The sequence below is a fragment of the Allomuricauda sp. M10 genome (genome assembly GCF_020782875.1).
Lineage (GTDB): Bacteria > Bacteroidota > Bacteroidia > Flavobacteriales > Flavobacteriaceae > Flagellimonas.
In genome coordinates, this window is sequence record NZ_JAJGBN010000003.1 from 31,695 (window position 1) to 52,930 (window position 21,236).

At 39.6% G+C, this 21,236-nt stretch carries 17 protein-coding genes and 1 tRNA gene; 6 read left to right on the forward strand and 12 right to left on the reverse strand.

Annotation, left to right across the window (positions count from 1 at the left end; genetic code table 11):
* Positions 1-98: 98 nt before the first annotated feature.
* The 7 genes from LKX84_RS09105 to LKX84_RS09135 form a co-directional block, all read right to left on the reverse strand.
* The gene (locus tag LKX84_RS09105) at positions 99-1,379 is read right to left on the reverse strand and encodes an HlyD family efflux transporter periplasmic adaptor subunit (RefSeq protein WP_228236857.1); all 1,281 of its coding nucleotides are present in this window, start codon (positions 1,377-1,379) and stop codon (positions 99-101) included.
* 14 nt (positions 1,380-1,393) lie between these two features.
* A complete protein-coding gene (locus tag LKX84_RS09110) occupies positions 1,394-3,577 on the reverse strand; it encodes a peptidase domain-containing ABC transporter (protein WP_228236858.1) in 2,184 nt (727 codons plus the stop codon).
* Positions 3,578-3,588: 11 nt separating this feature from the next.
* Positions 3,589-5,130, reverse strand: a complete 1,542-nt coding sequence (locus LKX84_RS09115; protein ID WP_228236859.1) for a S8 family serine peptidase — start codon at positions 5,128-5,130, stop codon at positions 3,589-3,591.
* Positions 5,131-5,259: 129 nt separating this feature from the next.
* The gene (locus LKX84_RS09120; protein WP_228236860.1) at positions 5,260-5,415 is read right to left on the reverse strand and encodes a hypothetical protein; all 156 of its coding nucleotides are present in this window, start codon (positions 5,413-5,415) and stop codon (positions 5,260-5,262) included.
* 76 nt (positions 5,416-5,491) lie between these two features.
* Positions 5,492-7,141 (reverse strand): helix-turn-helix domain-containing protein, encoded by a 1,650-nt coding sequence (locus LKX84_RS09125; protein ID WP_228236861.1) that lies wholly within the window; start codon positions 7,139-7,141, stop codon positions 5,492-5,494.
* Between the two features lie 828 nt (positions 7,142-7,969).
* The gene (locus LKX84_RS09130) at positions 7,970-8,434 is read right to left on the reverse strand and encodes an HNH endonuclease (protein WP_228236862.1); all 465 of its coding nucleotides are present in this window, start codon (positions 8,432-8,434) and stop codon (positions 7,970-7,972) included.
* Complete coding sequence (locus LKX84_RS09135) at positions 8,431-8,733, reverse strand: hypothetical protein (RefSeq protein WP_228236863.1); 303 nt, start codon at positions 8,731-8,733, stop codon at positions 8,431-8,433. The genes LKX84_RS09130 and LKX84_RS09135 overlap by 4 nt, the downstream gene beginning before the upstream one ends.
* A 179-nt stretch (positions 8,734-8,912) precedes the next feature.
* Here LKX84_RS09135 and LKX84_RS09140 point away from each other — a divergent pair, with 179 nt between their 5' ends.
* Positions 8,913-9,290: a hypothetical protein gene (locus LKX84_RS09140; protein ID WP_228236864.1), complete on the forward strand. Its 378-nt coding sequence runs from the start codon at positions 8,913-8,915 to the stop codon at positions 9,288-9,290.
* A 215-nt stretch (positions 9,291-9,505) separates the two neighbouring features.
* Here the strand turns inward: LKX84_RS09140 and LKX84_RS09145 are convergent.
* From LKX84_RS09145 to dnaE, 4 genes are all read right to left on the reverse strand, one after another.
* A tRNA-Asp gene (locus LKX84_RS09145) sits at positions 9,506-9,582 on the reverse strand.
* A gap of 127 nt (positions 9,583-9,709) precedes the next feature.
* Positions 9,710-10,639: a DUF58 domain-containing protein gene (locus tag LKX84_RS09150; protein ID WP_228236865.1), complete on the reverse strand. Its 930-nt coding sequence runs from the start codon at positions 10,637-10,639 to the stop codon at positions 9,710-9,712.
* An 81-nt stretch (positions 10,640-10,720) separates the two neighbouring features.
* Complete coding sequence (trxA, locus tag LKX84_RS09155; protein WP_228236866.1) at positions 10,721-11,038, reverse strand: thioredoxin; 318 nt, start codon at positions 11,036-11,038, stop codon at positions 10,721-10,723.
* A 100-nt stretch (positions 11,039-11,138) separates the two neighbouring features.
* Positions 11,139-15,524, reverse strand: a complete 4,386-nt coding sequence (gene dnaE, locus LKX84_RS09160) for a DNA polymerase III subunit alpha (protein ID WP_228236867.1) — start codon at positions 15,522-15,524, stop codon at positions 11,139-11,141.
* A 244-nt stretch (positions 15,525-15,768) separates the two neighbouring features.
* Here dnaE and LKX84_RS09165 point away from each other — a divergent pair, with 244 nt between their 5' ends.
* From LKX84_RS09165 to LKX84_RS09175, 3 genes are read left to right on the forward strand one after another with little or no spacing between them, the layout of a single operon-like run.
* Entirely contained in the window at positions 15,769-16,335 is a 567-nt protein-coding gene (locus LKX84_RS09165) for a 30S ribosomal protein S16 (RefSeq protein ID WP_228236868.1), read from the forward strand.
* A gap of 12 nt (positions 16,336-16,347) precedes the next feature.
* Positions 16,348-16,878 (forward strand): ribosome maturation factor RimM, encoded by a 531-nt coding sequence (rimM, locus tag LKX84_RS09170; protein WP_119638449.1) that lies wholly within the window; start codon positions 16,348-16,350, stop codon positions 16,876-16,878.
* A 37-nt stretch (positions 16,879-16,915) separates the two neighbouring features.
* The gene (locus tag LKX84_RS09175; RefSeq protein WP_228236869.1) at positions 16,916-18,346 is read left to right on the forward strand and encodes a sulfatase; all 1,431 of its coding nucleotides are present in this window, start codon (positions 16,916-16,918) and stop codon (positions 18,344-18,346) included.
* A 63-nt stretch (positions 18,347-18,409) separates the two neighbouring features.
* On the opposite strand, the gene LKX84_RS09180 is transcribed toward LKX84_RS09175, so the two are convergent.
* Entirely contained in the window at positions 18,410-18,985 is a 576-nt protein-coding gene (locus LKX84_RS09180) for an OmpW family outer membrane protein (RefSeq protein ID WP_228236870.1), read from the reverse strand.
* Positions 18,986-19,198: 213 nt separating this feature from the next.
* Here LKX84_RS09180 and LKX84_RS09185 point away from each other — a divergent pair, with 213 nt between their 5' ends.
* Both LKX84_RS09185 and LKX84_RS09190 read left to right on the forward strand, forming a co-directional pair.
* Positions 19,199-19,909, forward strand: a complete 711-nt coding sequence (locus tag LKX84_RS09185; protein ID WP_228236871.1) for a tRNA1(Val) (adenine(37)-N6)-methyltransferase — start codon at positions 19,199-19,201, stop codon at positions 19,907-19,909.
* A gap of 145 nt (positions 19,910-20,054) precedes the next feature.
* Entirely contained in the window at positions 20,055-21,233 is a 1,179-nt protein-coding gene (locus LKX84_RS09190; protein WP_228236872.1) for an acyl-CoA dehydrogenase family protein, read from the forward strand.
* Positions 21,234-21,236: the final 3 nt, after the last annotated feature.

Here is a 21,236-nt window from a genome sequence, read left to right on the forward strand (position 1 = left end):
CCATTGATTTTTTTGTTCCTAATTTTTTGTTCAAATTTTTCAACTCAGTCAAATCCTTATTGTCTAAATGATAATTTTTTCTGATTAGTGCCATGATTCTAATATTTCTTGAGGCTTTTCATGGAAAAAAATAGCCTTTCGGCCAAACTTGTTTTGTTTGTTATTATTTCAGCATTACCTTTCATTTCTTGGGTGAAAATTATTTTCTTTTTATATGTTGTGGATAGCCCATTAATAGGAATGGCATTGATGACATAACTTCCATCTTCTTCCGGAAAAACAGGGATATTTGATACTTCACAAAGTAAATATCCATTTTCATATGCTGGATAATTGTGTAAATCAATATTCACCTTATAGCCTTCTTTTATTTTACCAAGACCTCTTTCCAATGTTTTTATTCTTATCAGATATTCTGTGTTATTGGGAAGAATTACACACACCAAATCCCCTTTGTTTACGGTCTTATTTGAGCTCCAAAAGTTATTAAGGCTAACTGTCCCATCCATAGTGGATGTTATAATATAATTTCTTTTCCATTCTAAAATGGAAGCCCTTAGTTTATTATAGGCTTGAAAAAGATTGTTTCTTAGGAGTTTATCCTGTCTTTTCAAAGAAAAGTCAGAGTCAATAAAATCAACTTTGGCGTTATTTCTAAATTCTTTGGTTTCATTTATGTCAGATATGATGTTGGCTAATCTTTTTTTGGAATTTAAATACTCAATTTGTTTTGATTCATATTCTGAAAGCGAGACAACTCCTTTTTGATACAAATTAGAATATCGGTCAATATTCTTTTTGAAAAATTCAGTTTCTTCTTGTTGTTGACTTTTTTGTAATTGGAGGGCAAAAAGTTTATTTTCAATATCAATAATCGAGCTTCCTTTAGCCTGTATTTTGGTATTCCCAGGTGCGTATAAAGAGTTCATTTCATAATCCAAAAGGCTGTTTTCAAAATCCGCATAGGCTATTTCCAGACTCCCTAAATCTGCAATTGACAAAGAACCAAGTATTGAAGAAAAATCCTGATTATGGATATTGAATGTATCCAATATAGATTGAAGGAGAAGAATATCTTTGTAATTGGCAGTGCTTTGTAAGATTGCAATAATATCACCTGCTGAAACTTCATCATGGTTCTTGACCAATAAGGTGTCTATTTTTCCAAAAACTCTTGAAAAATGTTTCTCTGGAGGGATTGAGGTAGTTATCAAAGCTTTTCCCTTAATTACGTCTGGGTACTTGATAATCCAGGTCAGGTTCAACAGAAGGATCAGGACAAGAACCGTAATGGTATTGCCCCGCCTTAAAGTCCATGAAGGTGTTTTCTTCATTAGAGTTTGAATATCTTCTGAAATGAATTCTTTATGATCCTCCATTACTTAAAGGCAGTTTAAAGTTCTAGTTGATTTTTTATCAATTTATAATACTCTCCCTTCATTGATATTAGTTCCTTATGTGTGCCTTGTTCACATAACTTTCCTTCATCCAAAACGATTATCTTATCGGCATTCTGTACAGTACTAAGTCTATGAGCAATTATGACCACTGTTCTATTTTGATAGAATTTTTCCAAATTGTGCATAATCAACTTTTCACTATTTGCATCAAGTGAGGAAGTTGCCTCATCCAGAAATAAAAAACTGGGATCTTTATATATGGCTCTAGCAATTAGAATACGTTGCTTCTGTCCCGTGCTGATTCCGAGTCCATTCCCACCGATTTTGGTATTGGCATTTAATGGTAAGCTTTCAATGAATTCTCTAATTTGAGCCATTTCAATGGCATAATCCAGCTTTTTTGTGTCAATTACCTCATGCCCCAATGCAATGTTTCTTGCTATAGTATCATCATAAATGTACCCTTCCTGCATTACCACTCCACATTTTGCTCTCCACTTATCTTGGGCAATCAAATTCAAATTAGTCTTCGCAATATTGACTATCCCAGATGTGGGCTCATAGTATTGCAGCAAAAGTTTCATAAGGGTTGTCTTTCCGCTACCACTTTTACCTACTATTGCGGTCACTTTTCCATTCTCCACTTCGATTGAAAGATCATTGATTACAAACCTATTTGTGCCCAGATACCGAAACGACACTTTGTCTAAGTACAAACTCCCTTTGGTGGGTATTTGTGAAATTCTACTTTCATTAGTGGTAGTTTCGTCATCCATGTTGTGGATTTCCAAAATCCGTGAAACGGAAATTTTCGCATCCTGAAGGTTTAGGATGAATTCGATGAATTGTGATACCGGTGTGTTCAGTTGTCCCACAATAAAGCTTATGGCCAGCATCATACCCAATGTAATTTCTCCGTCGATAACCAATTTGGCTGCAAGGACTGTCACAATGATATTTTTTAATTCATTGATAAAATCAGATCCTACCAATTGATACTGGGTAAGTAAAAGAGATTTTGTTTTTAAATTAAAAATTCGGGCTTGAATAAATTCCCATCCTTTCCTTTTATAGATTTCAGCATTGTTTAGCTTAGTTTCTTGCATACCGCCAACAATTTCCAAAAGTTTAATGTGCTCTGCTGTTTCCTCCTTGAATTTTGCATCATCAAGTCTTCTCCTTTTGTTTAAAAAAGATAATAGGTAAATGAAGTATATTGCTGTTCCTATTATAAAAACAAGGAATATTTTAAAGCTATAAATGGCTAAAACCACTCCAAAAACGACAAAAGTAACTGTTGAGAATAGTGCATTTAAGGAAGAGTTTTTCAGCAACACTTCAATTCTCTGATGGTCCTTGATTCTTCTTAAAACATCACCAGACTGCTTTTTGTCAAAATAAGCCAGTGGCAGATTCATAAGTTTTATGACAAATTCTGAAAGCAAGGAGATATTTAACCTTGTCGCTATATGTAGAAGTAGCCAACCTCTCACGACCTCTATAATTGTCTTGCCCAAGAACAAAAATACTTGGGCCAATAGTATGAGGTAAATGAAATTTAAGTCTTGGTTTTTGATGCCAACATCTACTAAGTTTTGGGTTAAAAAAGGAAATGCCAATTGAATAAGGCTTGCACCAAATAAACCGACAATTAATTGAAAAATAATCTTACGCTGTCTTTTCAGATAAGGGTATATGAAATTCCATCCATTTATGTTTTCTTTCGAATGTTTATGACTTTCAAGCTTTGATGTGGGTTCCAATAACAAACAAACTCCTTTTTGAAAACTATTGGATTTATAATGGCCTATCCAATTATGGATGAAGTCTTCTTCATTAAAAATTTCTATTCTAGTTGCTGGGTTTGAGATGTAAAATTTTCCCTTTATGATTTTGAAAAGAACCACAAAATGATTCTGGTTCCAATGTAGAATACAAGGTAAGGGAGCTTCTTTAAGTTCATCTATAGAGATTTTTATAGCTAGGGATTTAAAACCCATTTCCTCTGCTGCTTTCCCTAAAAAACTTAGATTGGTACCCGCCCTGGTTGTTTCGCTAATGGTATTTAAATAATCTAAGGGGAAGTCCTTATCATAAAACTTTGCAATAATTTTTAGGCACGCAGGGCCACAGTCTTTATTATCTCTTTGTAAAAAATGAGGAAAATGAACCCTCATAGGCCAAGAAGTTATTTTTGTGAGGCCAGTTCTAATGCTTTGGCAGCATTGAGAATTCCTCCAGATTTACTCATTTCTTTAAATGGCTTTTTTGTTGTACCATCCTCATCTAAATTTACTTCCCCCTCATATTTTGAGGTTGAATCAATAATTGCTGTTTTTATTTCTTGGGCGGATAGTTTGGGAAAGTTCAGCTTAATGGCGGCGGCAATACTAGATACAATAGCTCCTGAAATTGAACTTCCGGAAGTTTCCCCATATCCATTATTAGGAATTGTCGTTAAAAAATCTGTTCCAGGAGCAAATAAATCAACAGTATTTTTCCCGTAACTGGCCCACAAAGGCTTCATGTTTGGTCCAAGTTTTGAATCTATCGCTCCCACCATAATAAGATTTGATAGTTTATAATCTCCATATTCTTCACGAGGATGTGTCATAACCTTATCTAAATCATATCCAGAGTTTCCTGCTGTAGTAACAACCAGTACGTTATTCTTTTCTGCATATTTTATCGCTTTATAAACGGTATTGGGTTTAATTAAAAAATTTAGTGTGGAACTGTAATTGATTACATTGGCGCCGTTATCCACCGCATATCTAATTGCCTTTGCCAAATCATCCTCATCCTCGGCCCCAATTTCTGGAAATATGGGAATAATCATTAATTCCAAGCCAGAGTCAGTATTGGTAATTTTACGATTGACCATTTTAAAAGTCTTGGTAATGGCCCCGGCCATTTCAGTGCCATGGTTTTCATTCTCTATGTTCAAATTGACTCGGTTGGAGCCGTATTCTTCTGAACTTATTTTTCTTTCGCCAATGACAAAATCTGGTTTCTCATCAAGATTTTCATTTAATTCATATTTCCTCCCTTGCTCGGCATATTTTATGGAGTTTTTATAATCATTGATTCGATTGTTTTTAAGATTATCCAATGTGAAATAAACCAGTCTTCCACGGTTTTCATCATTCCCGATGGTATAAACCTCATTGAATAAGCTATCCAATACACGGAGATTGTATGGCTTTTTTATGCCATAAGTCGCAAGAAGGCTATCAGAAGATGCTAAAGAACTTTCATACCAAACCACATAGTCTTCATTTTCAAGAAGCTCCTCTTTTTCTTCTTCTCTGGTTGTTACGGCGTTATTGTATGTCTCCATGAACTCTTGCTCGGAAGGTGATAAGCCCTTATCTTTTTTGCTTAGCTCATCATATTTGTCTTTAAACTTCTTTATGAACCTGACAGAGGTATTATTGGCATACTTTGCTATTTTCTGGTTTTCAAACCCAAGGAAATTCCACCCATGTATATCGTCAATGTATCCATTGCCATCGTCATCCCTCTTATTGTGCTCTATTTCCTTTTTATTTATCCATATTTTATCTCTTAGATAATTGTGGCTTATATCTACATCTGAGTCTATTAATGCGATAATGACTTTATTATTCTCGGGTAAATGGTATTGTTTGTTTGAAATAGAATTAACACTAATTCCAGCAATTGAATCTTTGCCAAATTCAGAGAAATGCCAATATTCAATTGTTTCCATTTCTTCATTGGATTTATTTTTTTGAGCGTGACAGCTACAAATGAACACAAGAATCAATACAATATATCTCATAGTTAAAAAGAGAGCCTTGGTACAAATCCAAGGCTCAGATTAATTGGTAAACTAATTTTATTTTTTTGGAGGAAAACAAGCTTTACTCACGCCCCCTGTTTTCACAGTGTCACCTCCTCCATCACCTCCACCGCCTCCGTGGATTTTTTCTGTTTCTTCCAATCTTGCAACGGTAAAATTATCCAAACTTAATTTTTTCTTTTCGTTCTTCATTTGATTTGATTTTAATTGTTATCGTTCTAAACTATAAAAAATGAATAAGGTGTGTATAATTGAACAAACTCAGATTCTATGAATTTGAGGAATCCAAAATCCGTTTAACAAAATAAGACGGCTTTAATTTTGTTCTTTTTTCAAAGGCACTTGAAAAAGAATTAGGATTATTGAAACCTACTTCTTCAGCTATTGCTTTAATTGTATAATTTCGAAATTGAGAGTCTTCTTTTAACCTTTTGACAGCATAATCTATTCTGAGGTTATTTATATAAATTATTATGCTCTGTCCCTTATGTTGGTTGATAACCTTGGAAAGATATTTTGAATTTGTGCCTAACATCTCAGCAAGAATATGAGTGTTCATTTTTGGGTTTAGATACCCTTCTTCTTTTTCAAACATTGATAGATTGGCTAATATCTGTTCTACAATTTTATCGGGAACCCCAATTTCTTCAGTATTATCAAATTCTTTGGCTGCTTCTTCAACATGGCCGGTACTCATGATTTCATTAAACCGCAATTTGTAGGTTCTCTGCTTTTTATAGTAGACCAGTGTACTTGACAATAAGAGAACTCCAATTACTGCCGAAAAATAAATTGTCTTTTTTGATTTTAATTTTTGTTCATCCAATGTGTCTAATAACGTATCTCTTTCTTTCAAGAGACTTAATCTATCAAACCTCAAGTCCATTAGGTCTCTGATACCCTTGTATTGATTCATATATATACTATCCAATTTTACAAGAGTTTCAATCGCCTCTAACTGTTTTATTTTATCACCTTTTGATTTATGGAAGTTGACAAGATATTCAAACCCTGCCCTTTGTTCTATATTAAAAATATGATCTGCTTGGAAGATTGAATCCATTTTAGTGAAATGAAATAGACCTTTGTTCAAATTCTGCGTTGCCAAATATGACTTTCCCAAATAATAGTGTGCCAATCCCAAATTGGCTATATCACCATGTTCTTTCAAAAATTCAAGGGTATGCAATAAGCTATCAATAGCTATTTCAGAATGCCCAACATAAGATTGATTCAACCCTTCATTGTAAGAAAAATAATTTGTGAAAAATGTATCCCCTAATTTTTGGGCATTCTTGAAGCCTAATGTGTTATAAAATGTTGCAGAGTCATTTATTCCGAGTTTCCTATTTATATCAGCTAGAGCAAATAAGGAAGAAAAATACTCGCCTTTTTCATTTTCTTTATCATCTTTCTTATCATAGTATTGATATACTGTTCTAAATATTGTTAAAGCATCTTTTTCTTGTTCTAGTCTCTCGGATTTAATCAATCCTACCGTAAAATTGAAATCATTGATATAATAGGGCTTATTGTTTTTAGTGGCTACATTCAAACCTTCTAGAAGGACATCCAGTGATTTACTAAACTTTCTTTTTTTATAATACCAATCGGCTTTGGCCCGATAAGCTAGCTCTGGAAATTGTTGAGAGGGTTCTTGGGATAGATTTTTACTGGAATAATAAATAATTGAATCTAAGTATTGGATTTTATTGATTTCATCACTTGAATTTGCAAGGTAATAGTACCCATAGCAGATATACTCATCGACCTTTAATTCCTCCGCTTTTTTCTTAAAATTGAGAGCATGTTTTTTAGCAATTTCAAAATTATCCTCATTCTCAATATACTTCTGATAGATTGACGTTAGTTCATTCAATTGTTTAAGGCTATCAGTACCATCCTGACCATAGCTCATAACACATATATGAAGAAAGAAGAGATATTTTAATTTCTTGATTGCCAATGTTGTTTGTTGATAGAATCTAAAAATAAGAATTATACACACCTTTTGTAACAAAAGGATTGCTTTTACAGCAATCTTCTTTTATTTTTTAGTGCAAATTCAACGAATGTGAATTTTAATTCACTGAATATTAGTATATAACAATAGTAGTTCTGAAGAAAACAAGATATCTTGATTTATAGAAAATTTATAGTTAAATGACTCTAAAGAATCGTCAACCCTACAACCTTAAGATTTACTGACATGATTTACACAAAACTTTTAAAGAACTTCGAAAAAGACATTAAAGATCTGGAATCTTATGAAGGTACTATTGTTCAAAATGCTTCAAATGGGTTGAACGCTTGTAAGTCAGCGCTAACCTCTATGAAAACTGAGGTGCAGTAAGGTGGTGTCCAAATATTGTTGCTGTTTTTGGTAATGATGGATATAAGTCAGATGACGGAACCCCAACGGATGCCTTTAAAAGAATAGAGAAGTTTAGATTTGAACTACAAAAACTAGGCATTAAAGAATTATCCTTTAACACACATGAAGATGGCTATTCATGGGGAATGTTAATTGAAACAACCGAGTCAAAAAGAATATTTGAGTTGCTTTGGTCCTGTGGTAATACGAATCAAGTTCAAAAGACGAAAGCCGCCACAACTTTTAACTTAGAAGAGGTAATCAACGAAAATTGTGGTCATTTGAAGATTTAACTTTTGCGAGAGGAATTCTGGCCAGAAATTGTTGGCACTAGAGTTTAGTTCAGGGGGTTGATTTTGAAAACCCCTAACTTTATTCATCATTCCTCTCACAAGAATGTTTTTCCCATTTTTTAGCCAAATTTTTAATCCAACGCTCACCAAGGGACACTTTAATTTTCTGATTGTGAAGTTCGTAATATTCACTCTGTTTAAGTGAATCGTCTACGGCAATTCGCAGATACTTTGGGTGGATTAATATCAAGCCCAGATCGAAAAGTTTATGGATATCACTTCTGAGCAGAATACCGTTAGTTGTTGAATTTTTTCCGGACTCAGAATGGGGAATTATGTGACAGCCCTCCAAAACGTTATTTACCGATGTTTGCGATATAGCGCATCTTCCATCAAAGGCCAAGATCAGATTATTCTTAAATCTACTCTGATTTTTCCTTTTATTAGCTTCGATAATAACTTTTTCAAGCTCGTCGTCATTCGCTTCGTTTATGAAATTTAAGACATCCTCTGAGTTAACCTTTGAGTCCTGCCAAAATATCACGCCTTTTTTTTATTAAAGCGAACCGAGGGATGGAAGAATACTAATGCGGTTTGTCTTATTACGTCTCCCATCAATTCTTGTTGAGGCACTTCTCCCAGCTCTCGTAGTCTTGCAATAGCCCTATTTACTCCAACCTTATTTATGTCCTCATCGTTGCCACCATTGAGACGAATCATACTAATCTTGGTGGGGGTAATTTTCCCAACTTTGTATTCCACGTTCCCACCTAAAGATGGCCAAACAGTATTAGATTCATAGCATTTCAATGCTTTTGTATGTATAATGTCCCAGTCTGTCATTATCGTTGTGTTGCTATCTTAAAAGTATTTAGAAATGTTTAACTTACTATAATCTACATGGTAAGCCATGAAAACAATTGAAAACTGAAAATTTAATCAAATCGGATGTTGCAAATATTGTACAATCAATTCATTTTTGACAATGGTACAATTAATGGATTTTTAAACATAGAAAACGGATGAGACTTAAAGAGAAAATGCGAGGATTCAATGAACTTGCAGCAGTTGTTAAAGATTTTAGTCTAAAGTTACTTTTAGAACAATATGAAAATGGAAGTTGTCAATTAGGAAACAATGGAAGTGCAAGGTTGTCAGAAAGGGAATCTTTTTTTACCGTGAACAGAGATGAATTTGGGGATGAACGAATAAATCTAATACAAAGTGGAATTGACGAAGGTTACCCTTACTATCTGGCTATAGAAACCAATGGGAATTTAAATAGCAAGTATGAAATTGGATTGATGCTTGATGATTTAGAAGAAAATCTGTCAAAGCAGATGATTGAGGACTTAGATGAGGAATTCTACAAGTTCTATAAAAACTTTTCAGAAGATTAGCTAAAGTTTCAAAAAGGTTAATCAGGTGGAAAGTTGTATTAGAGAGATTAGGATTTGACTTATGTCATTTGTCACAAAAGTCAGTACAATCAATTAAGATAGGTGCTTTTTGGGTTAAAAAGTGTTAAAGTTTAGCAGGAGAACAAAAACTATGCACAAAGTATGCAATTTTTGAAAATAAAAAAGCCCCCACATCTGTGAGGGCTTGATTTTACTGGCGGTCTGGACGGGACTCGAACCCGCGACCCCCTGCGTGACAGGCAGGTATTCTAACCAACTGAACTACCAGACCAATGATTTTATCTTTTAAAGACTCCGACAACAGTCGGATTCAAATCTTGTTCAGATTGCTTTTTTAAAGCGAGTGCAAATATACATTCTCATTTCGGATTCGACAAAACATTTTTTTAAAAATGTGATCAAACAAATTTTTGCCTTTCGATCATGAACGAATTCAGTACTTGTGAAAAATCGCCCCGAACGTCCACTTCCACATATTTGATTTTGTATTGGGCGCATTTCAGCTTCAATTCCTGCTGGTACTGCAATACTTTTTCGGAGTATGCTTTTTGAATGGTTTCGGCATACAGATCAATTTGTTGCCCGGTTTCCACATCCACAAAACGTTTCGGTGCGTTTCTAAAATCAAAATTGATTTCATGCTCATGGTCCATCAAATGGAACAGGGCTACTGCATGCTTGTTATATTTCAGATGACGTAGGGCCTCAAAAAGTTTTTCCTCTTCGGTCTCAGTTTGGAACATATCCGTAAAAAGAAAGATCATGCTCCTTCTGTGGATTTTCTCGGCAATCTGATGTAAAAAAGTATATGTTTTAGTGGATTGCGAGTCCCTTTTGGTGGCCGCTACCTCGTTCAATTTGGAATACAACATCTGAAAATGCCGCTCGCTGTTCTTTTCCGAAGCATAAAAATCATAGGTGTCGGAATAGATGCTCAGACCCACCGCATCCCGTTGCTTTTTCAAGAGTTGCATCAACGCGGCAATGGACAACACCCCAAAACCAATTTTGTTGAGGTTGTCCAAGGTAAGTTGTTTTACTTCGGGATAGTACATGGAGACCGAGTTGTCCAAGATCATGTGGCACCTCAGGTTGGTCTCGTCCTCATACCGTTTGGTGTACAATCGGTCCGTTTTGGCATAGAGTTTCCAGTCGATGTGCTTGGTACTTTCGCCCGAATTGTAAATTTTATGCTCGGCAAACTCGGCAGAAAATCCATGGAACGGACTTTTATGGATCCCACTGATGAATCCTTCCACAATCTGGTTGGCCAAAAGTTCCAGATGGTTAAAGAGTTGAGCCTTATGAAGTTCCGATCGTACGTCCATGTTCCTATTCTTCCGACAAGATAAAATAAAAAAGGCTTGGCAAAAGCCAAACCTTTTTTAAAATATGATCGTGGGCACTTTTTACAATGCCGCTTCAATAGCGTCTGTGTAGACTTTCTTTGGAGAAACCCCTACTTGACGATTGATCACTTCTCCATCCTTGAAAACAAGAACAGTTGGAATGTTACGAACACCGTATTTGGCAGCAAACTGTTGGTGTGCATCTACATCCACTTTGCCAACAACCGCTTTGCCCTCGTATTCTTGACTTACTTCCTCAATGATCGGGCCTACCATTCTACATGGACCGCACCAAGCTGCCCAAAAATCGACAAGAACAGGTTTGTCACTTTTCAAAACCACTTCGTCAAAACTTGCATCTGTTATTTCTAGTGCCATTTTATTTATTTTTTGTTATGCAAAGTTAGTCAATAATTGTGCATCTACCTTACGGTGAGAGCATTCGTTTTAATTATGGTGCTATTTGTATTTGTTATGGTCAATTGAGCTGATAATGAATTTCATGCGCTTCCAATTCTGAAAGTAGCTCACTGTTGATCTTTACCTTTTGTTTTCTGCTTGATAGTTTGAGTTTGATTTCCTCTTCCATCTCATAGATTTCAAAGTTGAGGGGATGCTCGCCTTTGTATAATTTCAAGGTGTCTTTCAATGCCTTAATGCGTTGTTCCTGTAAACGGTCCAGGTCCAGTTTGATGGTCAACTTTTTGGCAAATGCATCCATCACATCCTGCAGCTGTTTAAAATCGTTGAACTGAAGTCGTGGTTCGCCTTTTTTTCCGGTATCGCGGTTTACCCAACCTTCCCTAACCAATGCTTTGATGTATACAAAGGAATTGATCATCAGAAAATGACGGAACTTGAGGTATTCCTCCCCAAAAATCCGGAACTCGTAGCTTTCGTTATAATCTTCCAAAGTGAAAAGCCCCCAGCCCTTGCCGTTTTTGGAGACCCTATGTTGCACATCGGTAATGACCCCGGCCACGGAAAGTTCACGGTTTACATGGGCTTCCATATTGGAAAATGCGGAGACATCGGCATTGCAAAATGCGGTGATCTCTTTTTTGAAATCATCCAAAGGATGCCCAGAAATATAGATGCCCACCACTTCTTTTTCCCTTCTGAGTTTTTCCATGGTACCCCATTCCTCACAAGGGGGAACAATGGGTTCGGGTATTTGTACTTCGCTGGCATCCCCAAATAGGCTTACTTGGGAAGAGTTTTCGTTCTCTTGGAATTTGGAACCATACCTCACTGCCTTCTCCAAAAAGGTGATGCCATCCCCGTCATCATGAAAATACTGGGCCCGGTGTGTATTGGAAAAGGAATCGAATCCACCTGCCAAGGCCAGGTTTTCAAAAGCTTTTTTATTGGCAGAACGAAGATCAACCCGTTTGGCTAAATCGAAAATGGAACGGTATGCCCCGTCTTTTTTACGGTTTTCCACAATGGTCTCCACGGCGGAACGCCCCACACCTTTTATGGCGCCCATCCCAAAACGCACGGCATTGTCCTTATTCACCGCGAATTTATAGTAGGATTCGTTCACATCTGGACCTAAAACCTGCAATCCCATCCGCTTACATTCTTCCATAAAGAAGGTTACCTGTTTAATGTCGTTCATGTTGTTGGACAGTACCGCGGCCATATATTCGGCAGGGTAGTGAGCCTTCAGGTAGGCCGTTTGGTAGGCGATGTACGCATAACAGGTAGAGTGGCTCTTGTTGAAGGCATAAGATGCAAATGCTTCCCAATCCTTCCAGATTTTCTCCAATACATCCCTTGGGTGTCCGTTCTTTTCACCACCATCCAAAAACTGGGGTTTTAATTTTTGAAGCAGGGCAAATATCTTTTTTCCCATCGCCTTTCGCAAAACGTCGGCATCACCTTTGGAGAACCCGGCCAACTTTTGGGAAAGCAACATCACCTGCTCCTGGTAGACTGTGATTCCATAGGTTTCTTTGAGGTATTCCTCCATGTCGGCGAGGTCATAGGTAATCTCTTCGTCACCATGTTTGCGGGCAATAAAACTTGGGATGTATTCCATGGGCCCGGGTCTATAAAGGGCGTTCATGGCGATAAGGTCATCAAAAACTGTGGGTTTCAGGTTTTTCATGTGTTTCTGCATCCCAGGGGATTCGTATTGGAATATCCCTACGGTGTCGCCTCGCTGGAAAAGTTCATACGTCTTCTCGTCATCCAACGGAAAATCATCGGGAATGAGTTCGATTCCTGTTCTGGCCTTTACGATTTTCACCGTGTCCTTGATCAACGTCAAGGTCTTCAATCCCAAGAAATCCATTTTGAGGAGGCCGGCACTTTCCACCACGGAGTTATCAAACTGCGTTACGTAAAGGTCGGAGTCCTTGGCCGTGGAAACGGGTACGAAGTTGGTAATATCGTCCGGTGTGATGATAACCCCGCAGGCATGTATTCCTGTATTCCGAAGGGATCCTTCCAACACCCGTGCCATGTTCACGGTCTGACCTTCCAAATCCTCGCTTTCGGAAATGTTCAACAATTCGTTGACTTTTTCCATTTCTTCGGAACGGAACTTTTTCTTCAGCTCGGCTTCTTCAACCCCAAAAATCTTGTTGAGTTTGGACATGTTGGGAATCAACTTGGCGATACGATCCGCATCGCTCAATGGCAGGTCCAAAACCCTTGCCGTATCCCTGATGGACGATTTGGCGGCCATGGTGCCATAGGTGATGATCTGCGCCACCTGGTTGGAACCATATTTGTTGATCACGTATTCCATCACACGACCCCGTCCTTCGTCATCAAAGTCGATATCGATATCGGGCATGGATACCCTATCCGGATTCAAGAAGCGCTCAAAAAGAAGGTCGTACTTCAACGGGTCAATGTTGGTGATGCCCAAACAATAGGCCACCACCGATCCCGCGGCAGAACCCCTTCCCGGACCCACCGAAACATCCATGTTCCGTGCTTCGCGGATAAAGTCCTCCACAATCAAGAAATAACCGGGGTACCCTGAGTTTTTGATGGTCTCCAACTCAAAATCGATGCGTTCGCTGATTTCAGGTGAAATCTCCCCGTAACGTCTTTCGGCCCCTTGATAAGTAATATGTCTCAAATAAGCATTTTCCCCGCGTTTGCCTCCATCTTCCTCATCTTCCTGCACCTTGAATTCCTCTGGAATGTCGAATTTGGGAAGCAGGATATCGCTTGCCAGATCATAAGGTTCCACTTTGTCCACCAGTTCATGGATGTTCAAAATGGCCTCGGGAATATCTTTGAAGATTTCCTTCATCTCGCCCGAAGACTTGAAATAATATTCCTGATTGGGCAGACCGTAACGGTACCCACGTCCACGACCGATAGGGGTGGAACGTTTTTCGCCATCCTTCACGCAAAGCAGAATGTCATGGGCCTCGGCATCATCCTTCGCACAATAATAGGTATTGTTAGTGGCTACCATTTTTACATTATGGTCCTTGGCCAATTGCACCAGTACTTGGTTTACCCGATCCTCGTCTTCCTGACCGTGGCGCATAAGCTCCACATACAGGTCGTCACCGAATTGTTCCTTCCACCACAAGAGGGCTTCCTCGGCCTGCTTTTCGCCAACGTTCAATATTTTGTTGGGCACTTCGCCATAAAGGTTTCCGGTAAGGGCAATCACGTTTTCCTTGTATTGCTCCACGATTTTTTTATCGATTCGGGGCACGTAATAGAAGCCATCCGTATACGCAATAGACGACATTTTGGCGAGGTTGTGATAGCCTTTTTTGTTCTTGGCCAACAACACGATCTGGTAACCGTAGTCCTTTACATTTTTATTGGTATGGTCCTCACAAACATAAAATTCGCAACCCACGATTGGGGTGATCTCTTGTTCTGCAGGTATTTCTCCTTTCTCCTCCCGTTCCTTGTTGCGGTCCTTTACACCTTTGTTGTGGGCCATGATTTCTTTCACAAAGTGAAAGGCGCCCATCATGTTGGCATGGTCGGTAAGGGCAACGGCAGGCATGCCATTATCAGCTGTGGCCTTTACCAAATCTTTTATATTGATGGTGGACTGGAGCACCGAAAACTGGGAATGGTTGTGCAAGTGTGCAAACGGGGCATCTTCCAGTGTTTCGATGTTCTCCTGGATTTCTTCTGCGGAAATTTCCCCGGTATCTTTTGCCCAAAGGGCATCCGCAATTTTTTTGGAAGCCGCTTTTAAGTTGATGTGCTTTAGGCCGATGAGTTCGATCTCCTGTGGATTGGTCTCGGAGAATCGCTCAAAATAATCGGGTTGCACATCCAGTTCGTTGGCGGAAAACTGTCTTTTTCTGACCAATTCCAGAAAACAACGGGTGGTGGCCTCCACGTCGGCGGTTGCATTGTGGGCCTCGGCAAAGGGTTCTCCAAAGAGAAATTCATGAAGCTCGGTCAAGGTGGGCAGTTTGAACTTACCTCCTCGACCCCCAGGAATCTTGCAGAGTTCGGCGGTATGTTCGGTACAGGTGTCCAGAACCGGTAATGTGGTCAAAGGGCTGTCCACTTGGTATCGGTGGAACTCGCATCCCATAATGTTGACATCGAAGTCCACATTTTGACCCACCACAAATTTGGTTCGGGACAACGCCTGGTTAAATTTGACCAAAACCTCTTCCAAAGGAACGCCCTGTTCTTCTGCCAGTGCGGTGGAAATGCCGTGAATCTGCTCCGATTCGTAGGGAATGTTGAATCCATCGGGCTTGATCAGGAAATCTTGGTGCTCCACCAAATTACCAAGCTCGTCGTGCAATTGCCAGGCAATCTGCACACAACGGGGCCAGTTATCGGTATCGGTAATGGGGGCATCCCAACGTTTGGGCAAACCGGTGGTTTCCGTATCAAAGATCAAATACATAGGCTATCGGTATGGGTCAAAAAAGCAATGGATAAAAATACGGAAGATGGCCTATTCGGTAAAATAGAGTTTTTACGATTTATCAACCAATAAAAAATAGGAAGGGAGTTGTAGGTTAAAAGATTTGGAGTATATTTGCACCCGCTTAACAGACAAGCAGTTGATTTCCGATTTCTCGGAAATGACATTTTGAAAAACTAAAGAATTAATAACCAGGGTCGGGCACCCTACAAATTAATGTGATATGCCAGTTAGAATTAGACTTCAGAGACACGGTAAAAAAGGTAAACCATTTTATTGGGTGGTTGCCGCAGATTCAAGATCAAAAAGAGACGGTAAATTTTTGGCCAAATTGGGAACTTACAACCCAAACACCAATCCTGCTACCATCGATTTGGATGTAGATAGTTCCGTAAAATGGTTGCAGAATGGTGCACAACCTACTGATACCGCTAGAGCTATCCTTTCTTACAAAGGAGTTTTGTTGAAGCACCACTTGTTGGGCGGTGTTCGTAAAGGAGCATTGACCGAAGAGCAAGTTGAGGAAAAATTCAATGCTTGGTTGGATGATAAAACCAACAAGATCCAAGCTAAAAAAGATGGTTTGAGCAAAGCAGATGCTGATGCCAAGGCCAAAGCTTTGGAAGCTGAGAAAGAAGCCAACGAAAAAAGGATCGCTGCTGCCGCTCCTGTTGAAGAAGTAGTGGAAGAAGTTGCCGAGGAAACTGCAGAAGTAGCTACCGAAGAAGCTCCAGTTGAAGAAACTGCTGAGGCTCCTGCTGCTGAAGAAGCTTCCAAAGAAGAAGAATAAGACTAAAGAACGATGCGCAAGGAAGATTGCTTCTACCTGGGCAAAATCGTTTCAAAATATAGTTTTAAGGGTGAGGTGTTGGTTAAATTGGATACCGATGAACCCGATATCTACGAAAATATGGAATCAGTATTTGTTTCTTTGGGAAACAATCTGGTTCCATTTTTTATTGACCGCTGTCGACTGCACAAATCCGATCTGCTCCGCATCGACTTTGAAGAGGTGAAGGATGAATCCTCAGCGGACAAGATCATTGGCTGCGAATTGTTCCTGCCACTTTCACTTTTGCCGCCCTTATCCGGGGACAAGTTTTATTTTCACGAGGTAATCGGTTTTACTTTGATGGATGAAGTACATGGGAATATAGGCGTAATCCAATCCATTAATGACAATGCTTCCCAAGAACTATTTGAGGCGGTAAAGGATGGCAAGGAACTCCTGATTCCCATCAGCGATGAAATCATCACTAAAGTGGATCGTAAGAACAAAACCATCCATGTGAAGACACCCGAAGGATTGGTGGACCTATACCTGGGTGAGTAAATAAGCTTTTTGGCTATATTTATCAAAACCTTTCTTCATGTACCGATTTATTGTTCTGGCCATACTTTTTGGTATGGGACTTGTTGGCGAAGACAAGCCACAAATTGAAAAGCAAGATACCCCTCCCAATATTATATTGATCTTTACTGATGACCAAGGGTATCAGGATGTTGGGATCTTTGGCTCCCCAAACATCAAGACACCAAACCTGGACCAAATGGCCGCCGAAGGACTTCAGTTGACCAGTTATTATGCTGCACAGGCTGTCTGTTCCGCTTCCAGGGCAGGGATTTTAACAGGATGCTACCCCAATCGAATAGGCATCCACAATGCGTTGGGTCCCGATAACACCCATGGGATCAATGCCTCGGAAACCACCATTGCCGAAATGCTGAAGAAAAAAGGGTATGCTACGGCAATCTATGGAAAATGGCATTTGGGTCACCATGAACAATTTTTGCCTACCCGCCATGGGTTCGATGAATGGTTCGGCATCCCTTATTCCAATGATATGTGGCCCAATCATCCGGAACAGGGCAAATACTTCAACTTTCCTGATTTACCTCTTTATGAAAATGAAACGGTCATTGACACACTTGAAGAGCAATCGCAATTAACCACTCAGATCACAGAACGAAGCGTGGATTTCATCAATAGGAATAAGGACAAACCGTTCTTCTTGTATGTGCCTCATCCACAACCACATGTACCGTTGTTTGTTTCGGAAAAATTCAAGGGAAAATCGGAAAGAGGCTTGTATGGTGATGTAATCATGGAAATCGATTGGTCGGTTGGCCAGATCATGAAGGCATTAAAAGATAACGGATTGGAGGAAAACACGTTGGTCATCTTTACTTCCGATAATGGACCTTGGTTGTCGTATGGCAATCACGCAGGAAGTGCTTTACCTCTTCGAGAAGGTAAAGGTACGGCTTGGGAAGGTGGACAACGGGAACCCTGCATCATCAAATATCCCAAAAAATTAGCAGGGGGTAGGGTGATTGATGTCCCTATGATGGCTATTGATCTATTGCCAACACTGGCAGAACTTACCCAAGCTTCGCTTCCGAAACAGACTATTGATGGTAAAAGTGTTTGGAAAATTTTGACCGGGGAACAGAATGAACCCGTACAGGAAGCTTACTTTTTTTATTATCGTGTGAATGAAATGTTCGGGGTACGATACGGTAAATGGAAATTATATTTTCCACATCGATATCGCACTATGGAAGATCAGGAACCGGGCAAGGATGGTATTCCAGGGGAATATCGGATGGTGGACATGAAAGAAATCGAATTATACGATTTGGAAAACGATATCAGCGAGACCAATAATGTGGCTACTCAAAATCCAGATGTTGTTGCTGAAATTGAAAAATTGGCCAATAACATGAGGTATAGATTGGGCGACTCGCTTAAAGATATGAAGGGTGTGGAAACTAGGGAACCGGGAAGGTTACAACGATAATAATTTTCAGGAAATTAAAAAGGGGCAATCCCGCCCCTTTCTGTTTTAAGAATTATGAAAGTTTTATTTTTTCCATTTGCCACCGCCAACGTAGAAGCCCAATGAAATTCCAAAATAGGAGTTCTTCTGTTCAACCCCATCACCAAAATCGGTCTTTCCAATTAAGTTGTATGTTGCGGCCAGTCGGAACTTTCCTGCTTCAAAACCAGCTCTTACAAGCCCTCCAAATTTGCCGTCGACCTTAACTTCGCCTGATCCAACCCCGCCAATATCCAATTTTGCATTGGCCAAGGAATTATAACCTGCACCAGCTCCCAAAAAGGGTGCAAAAGAAGAACTTCCAGAGTTGAAGTAATAGTCAAAAGTGGCAGAATAGGACATACTGGCTGCCAGTTCTGCTTCTACAGAAATACCACTTTCAGTAATGTTTTTGGCCATAGCGGCAGATTCAAATCGCAGACCTATGTTCATGTTGTCGGCAATATTGTACTTGGGTTCCAAGGCAATCAGGACTCCGCCTCCTCCATCGGGCATGGCATAACCCAAATCCATTCCGACCCTGAATTTTCCTTGTTCCTGTGCGTGGCTCAATTGGCTCATGGAAACCAAAGCGATGATGGCAAAAATGATTTTTTTCATAATAAATAGTGTGTTCAAGATTGGTAAATGATTTGGACAAGGTTTTTCCTTGTCTACTTGGGTTGCGAAATAACCTTAATCGATTAAAGAAAACACCTTAGATCTTATGGAAGGGACATGTGAATTTATCAAACCAAGGTTTGAATTGATATGTGTACTTCAATTACTAAGAGACTCTATTTCTTTAAAGGAAGAAAAAGTACCTTTGGTAAAATGAAGCCATTTCAGTTTAAAGAATTCACGGTTTATCAAGATCAATGCGCCATGAAAGTAGGTACGGATGGTGTGCTTTTGGGGGCTTGGACCTCTTTGGAACATCAGCCAGAAACCATTTTGGATGTTGGTGCCGGTACGGGTTTGATTGCATTACAACTCGCCCAGCGTTCGGTTGCAGAAACCATTGATGCCATTGAATTGGATGAAGCTGCTTATGAACAGTGTGTGACCAATTTTGAAGGATCGCCTTGGGCAGATCGATTGTTTTGCTACCATGCCGGTTTTGATGAATTTGTGGATGAGATTGAAGATGAATACGATCTTATTGTTTCCAATCCTCCTTTTTATGCCGAAGAAATGAGTAGCGGAGTTGTTTCAAGAGACTATGCCAGACAGAACAGTTCCCTCCCATTTGATGAATTGGTAGAGGGGGTTGCCAAACTCCTTTCGGAACAAGGTCGGTTTTCGGTCATTGTTCCCTTCAAGGAAGAATCGAATTTATTGGAATTGGCTAATAAAAATCATTTGTATCCACAACGCATCACAAGGGTAAAAGGAAATGCACAAGTGGAATACAAAAGAAGTTTGATGGAGTTCGGTTTTGAAAAAGTGGAAGTACGAATTGATGAACTTATCATTGAAACGGAACGCCATCAGTATACGGATGCATACATTAAACTGACCGAAGCATTTTATTTAAAAATGTAACAATACTGAAATGAAATGTTATATTTCGTCAGTATATTTGGCGGACATTCCGCAAGGATGCTGAGTGGAGTCGAAGCATAATACAGAACTCACAATAAAATTAAGATCCCTGTTTTTGCAGGAATGACAAATAAAATTTGCACATATGAAGCCCGATTTATTTGAAGCCCCGGATTATTACAATCTCGATGATCTTTTTTCCGAAGAACACAAACTGGTCCGCGATGCGGCCCGACAGTGGGTAAAAAGGGACATATCCCCCATCATTGAGGAATTTGCCCAAAAGGCGGAGTTCCCCAAACAGATTATTGGCGGTTTAGCAGAAATCGGTGCTTTTGGTCCATACATTCCCGAACAATACGGAGGTGCTGGTTTAGATCAGATCAGTTACGGATTGATCATGCAGGAAATTGAGCGTGGCGATAGTGGGGTGCGCTCCACGGCTTCTGTTCAATCCTCTTTGGTCATGTATCCCATTTATGCCTACGGTTCCGAAGAGCAAAGGCAAAAGTATCTGCCCAAACTGGCTTCTGGTGAATGGATGGGCTGCTTCGGACTTACCGAACCCAATCATGGTTCCAATCCCGGCGGAATGGAAACCAAGTTCAAGGATATGGGCGACCATTACCTTTTGAACGGTGCCAAACTCTGGATTTCCAATTCGCCCTTTGCCGATGTTGCAGTGGTTTGGGCCAAGAATGAAGAAGGAAGGATCCACGGTTTGATCGTGGAACGTGGTATGGAAGGTTTTTTCACTCCGGAAACCCACAACAAATGGTCGTTAAGGGCATCCGCCACAGGAGAATTGATATTCGATAATGTAAAAGTGCCCAAGGAAAATTTACTTCCGGGGAAATCAGGTCTCGGTGCCCCACTGGGTTGTTTGGATTCCGCCCGATATGGCATTGCTTGGGGAGCCATTGGTGCTGCCATGGATTGTTATGATACCGCCCTTCGTTATGCCAAGGAGCGCATTCAGTTCGGGAAACCCATCGCAGCCTTTCAACTGCAGCAGAAAAAATTGGCCGAAATGATTACGGAAATCACCAAAGCCCAATTGTTGGCGTTTCGTTTGGGGCAATTAAAGAATGAAGGAAAGGCTACAACGGCCCAAATTTCTATGGCCAAGCGGAACAATGTGGAAATGGCCATCAAGATTGCCCGTGAGGCAAGACAGATGTTGGGCGGTATGGGTATCACAGGCGAATACAGCATCATGCGCCACATGATGAACCTCGAAAGTGTAATTACTTATGAAGGTACCCACGACATCCATCTGTTGATCACAGGGGCCGATATTACTGGAATTCCGGCTTTCAAATAACAG

What these genes read in the sequence shown, in the direction of transcription:
- LKX84_RS09105 (WP_228236857.1), bottom strand. Translation starts at nt 1,379, where the DNA reads ATGGAGGATCATAAAGAATTCATTTCAGAAGATATTCAAACTCTAATG.
- LKX84_RS09110 (WP_228236858.1), bottom strand. Translation starts at nt 3,577, where the DNA reads ATGAGGGTTCATTTTCCTCATTTTTTACAAAGAGATAATAAAGACTGT.
- LKX84_RS09115 (WP_228236859.1), bottom strand. Translation starts at nt 5,130, where the DNA reads ATGGAAACAATTGAATATTGGCATTTCTCTGAATTTGGCAAAGATTCA.
- LKX84_RS09120 (WP_228236860.1), bottom strand. Translation starts at nt 5,415, where the DNA reads ATGAAGAACGAAAAGAAAAAATTAAGTTTGGATAATTTTACCGTTGCA.
- LKX84_RS09125 (WP_228236861.1), bottom strand. Translation starts at nt 7,141, where the DNA reads ATGAGCTATGGTCAGGATGGTACTGATAGCCTTAAACAATTGAATGAA.
- LKX84_RS09135 (WP_228236863.1), bottom strand. Translation starts at nt 8,733, where the DNA reads ATGACAGACTGGGACATTATACATACAAAAGCATTGAAATGCTATGAA.
- LKX84_RS09140 (WP_228236864.1), top strand. Translation starts at nt 8,913, where the DNA reads ATGAGACTTAAAGAGAAAATGCGAGGATTCAATGAACTTGCAGCAGTT.
- LKX84_RS09150 (WP_228236865.1), bottom strand. Translation starts at nt 10,639, where the DNA reads ATGGACGTACGATCGGAACTTCATAAGGCTCAACTCTTTAACCATCTG.
- trxA (WP_228236866.1), bottom strand. Translation starts at nt 11,038, where the DNA reads ATGGCACTAGAAATAACAGATGCAAGTTTTGACGAAGTGGTTTTGAAA.
- dnaE (WP_228236867.1), bottom strand. Translation starts at nt 15,524, where the DNA reads ATGTATTTGATCTTTGATACGGAAACCACCGGTTTGCCCAAACGTTGG.
- LKX84_RS09165 (WP_228236868.1), top strand. Translation starts at nt 15,769, where the DNA reads ATGCCAGTTAGAATTAGACTTCAGAGACACGGTAAAAAAGGTAAACCA.
- rimM (WP_119638449.1), top strand. Translation starts at nt 16,348, where the DNA reads ATGCGCAAGGAAGATTGCTTCTACCTGGGCAAAATCGTTTCAAAATAT.
- LKX84_RS09175 (WP_228236869.1), top strand. Translation starts at nt 16,916, where the DNA reads ATGTACCGATTTATTGTTCTGGCCATACTTTTTGGTATGGGACTTGTT.
- LKX84_RS09180 (WP_228236870.1), bottom strand. Translation starts at nt 18,985, where the DNA reads ATGAAAAAAATCATTTTTGCCATCATCGCTTTGGTTTCCATGAGCCAA.
- LKX84_RS09185 (WP_228236871.1), top strand. Translation starts at nt 19,199, where the DNA reads ATGAAGCCATTTCAGTTTAAAGAATTCACGGTTTATCAAGATCAATGC.
- LKX84_RS09190 (WP_228236872.1), top strand. Translation starts at nt 20,055, where the DNA reads ATGAAGCCCGATTTATTTGAAGCCCCGGATTATTACAATCTCGATGAT.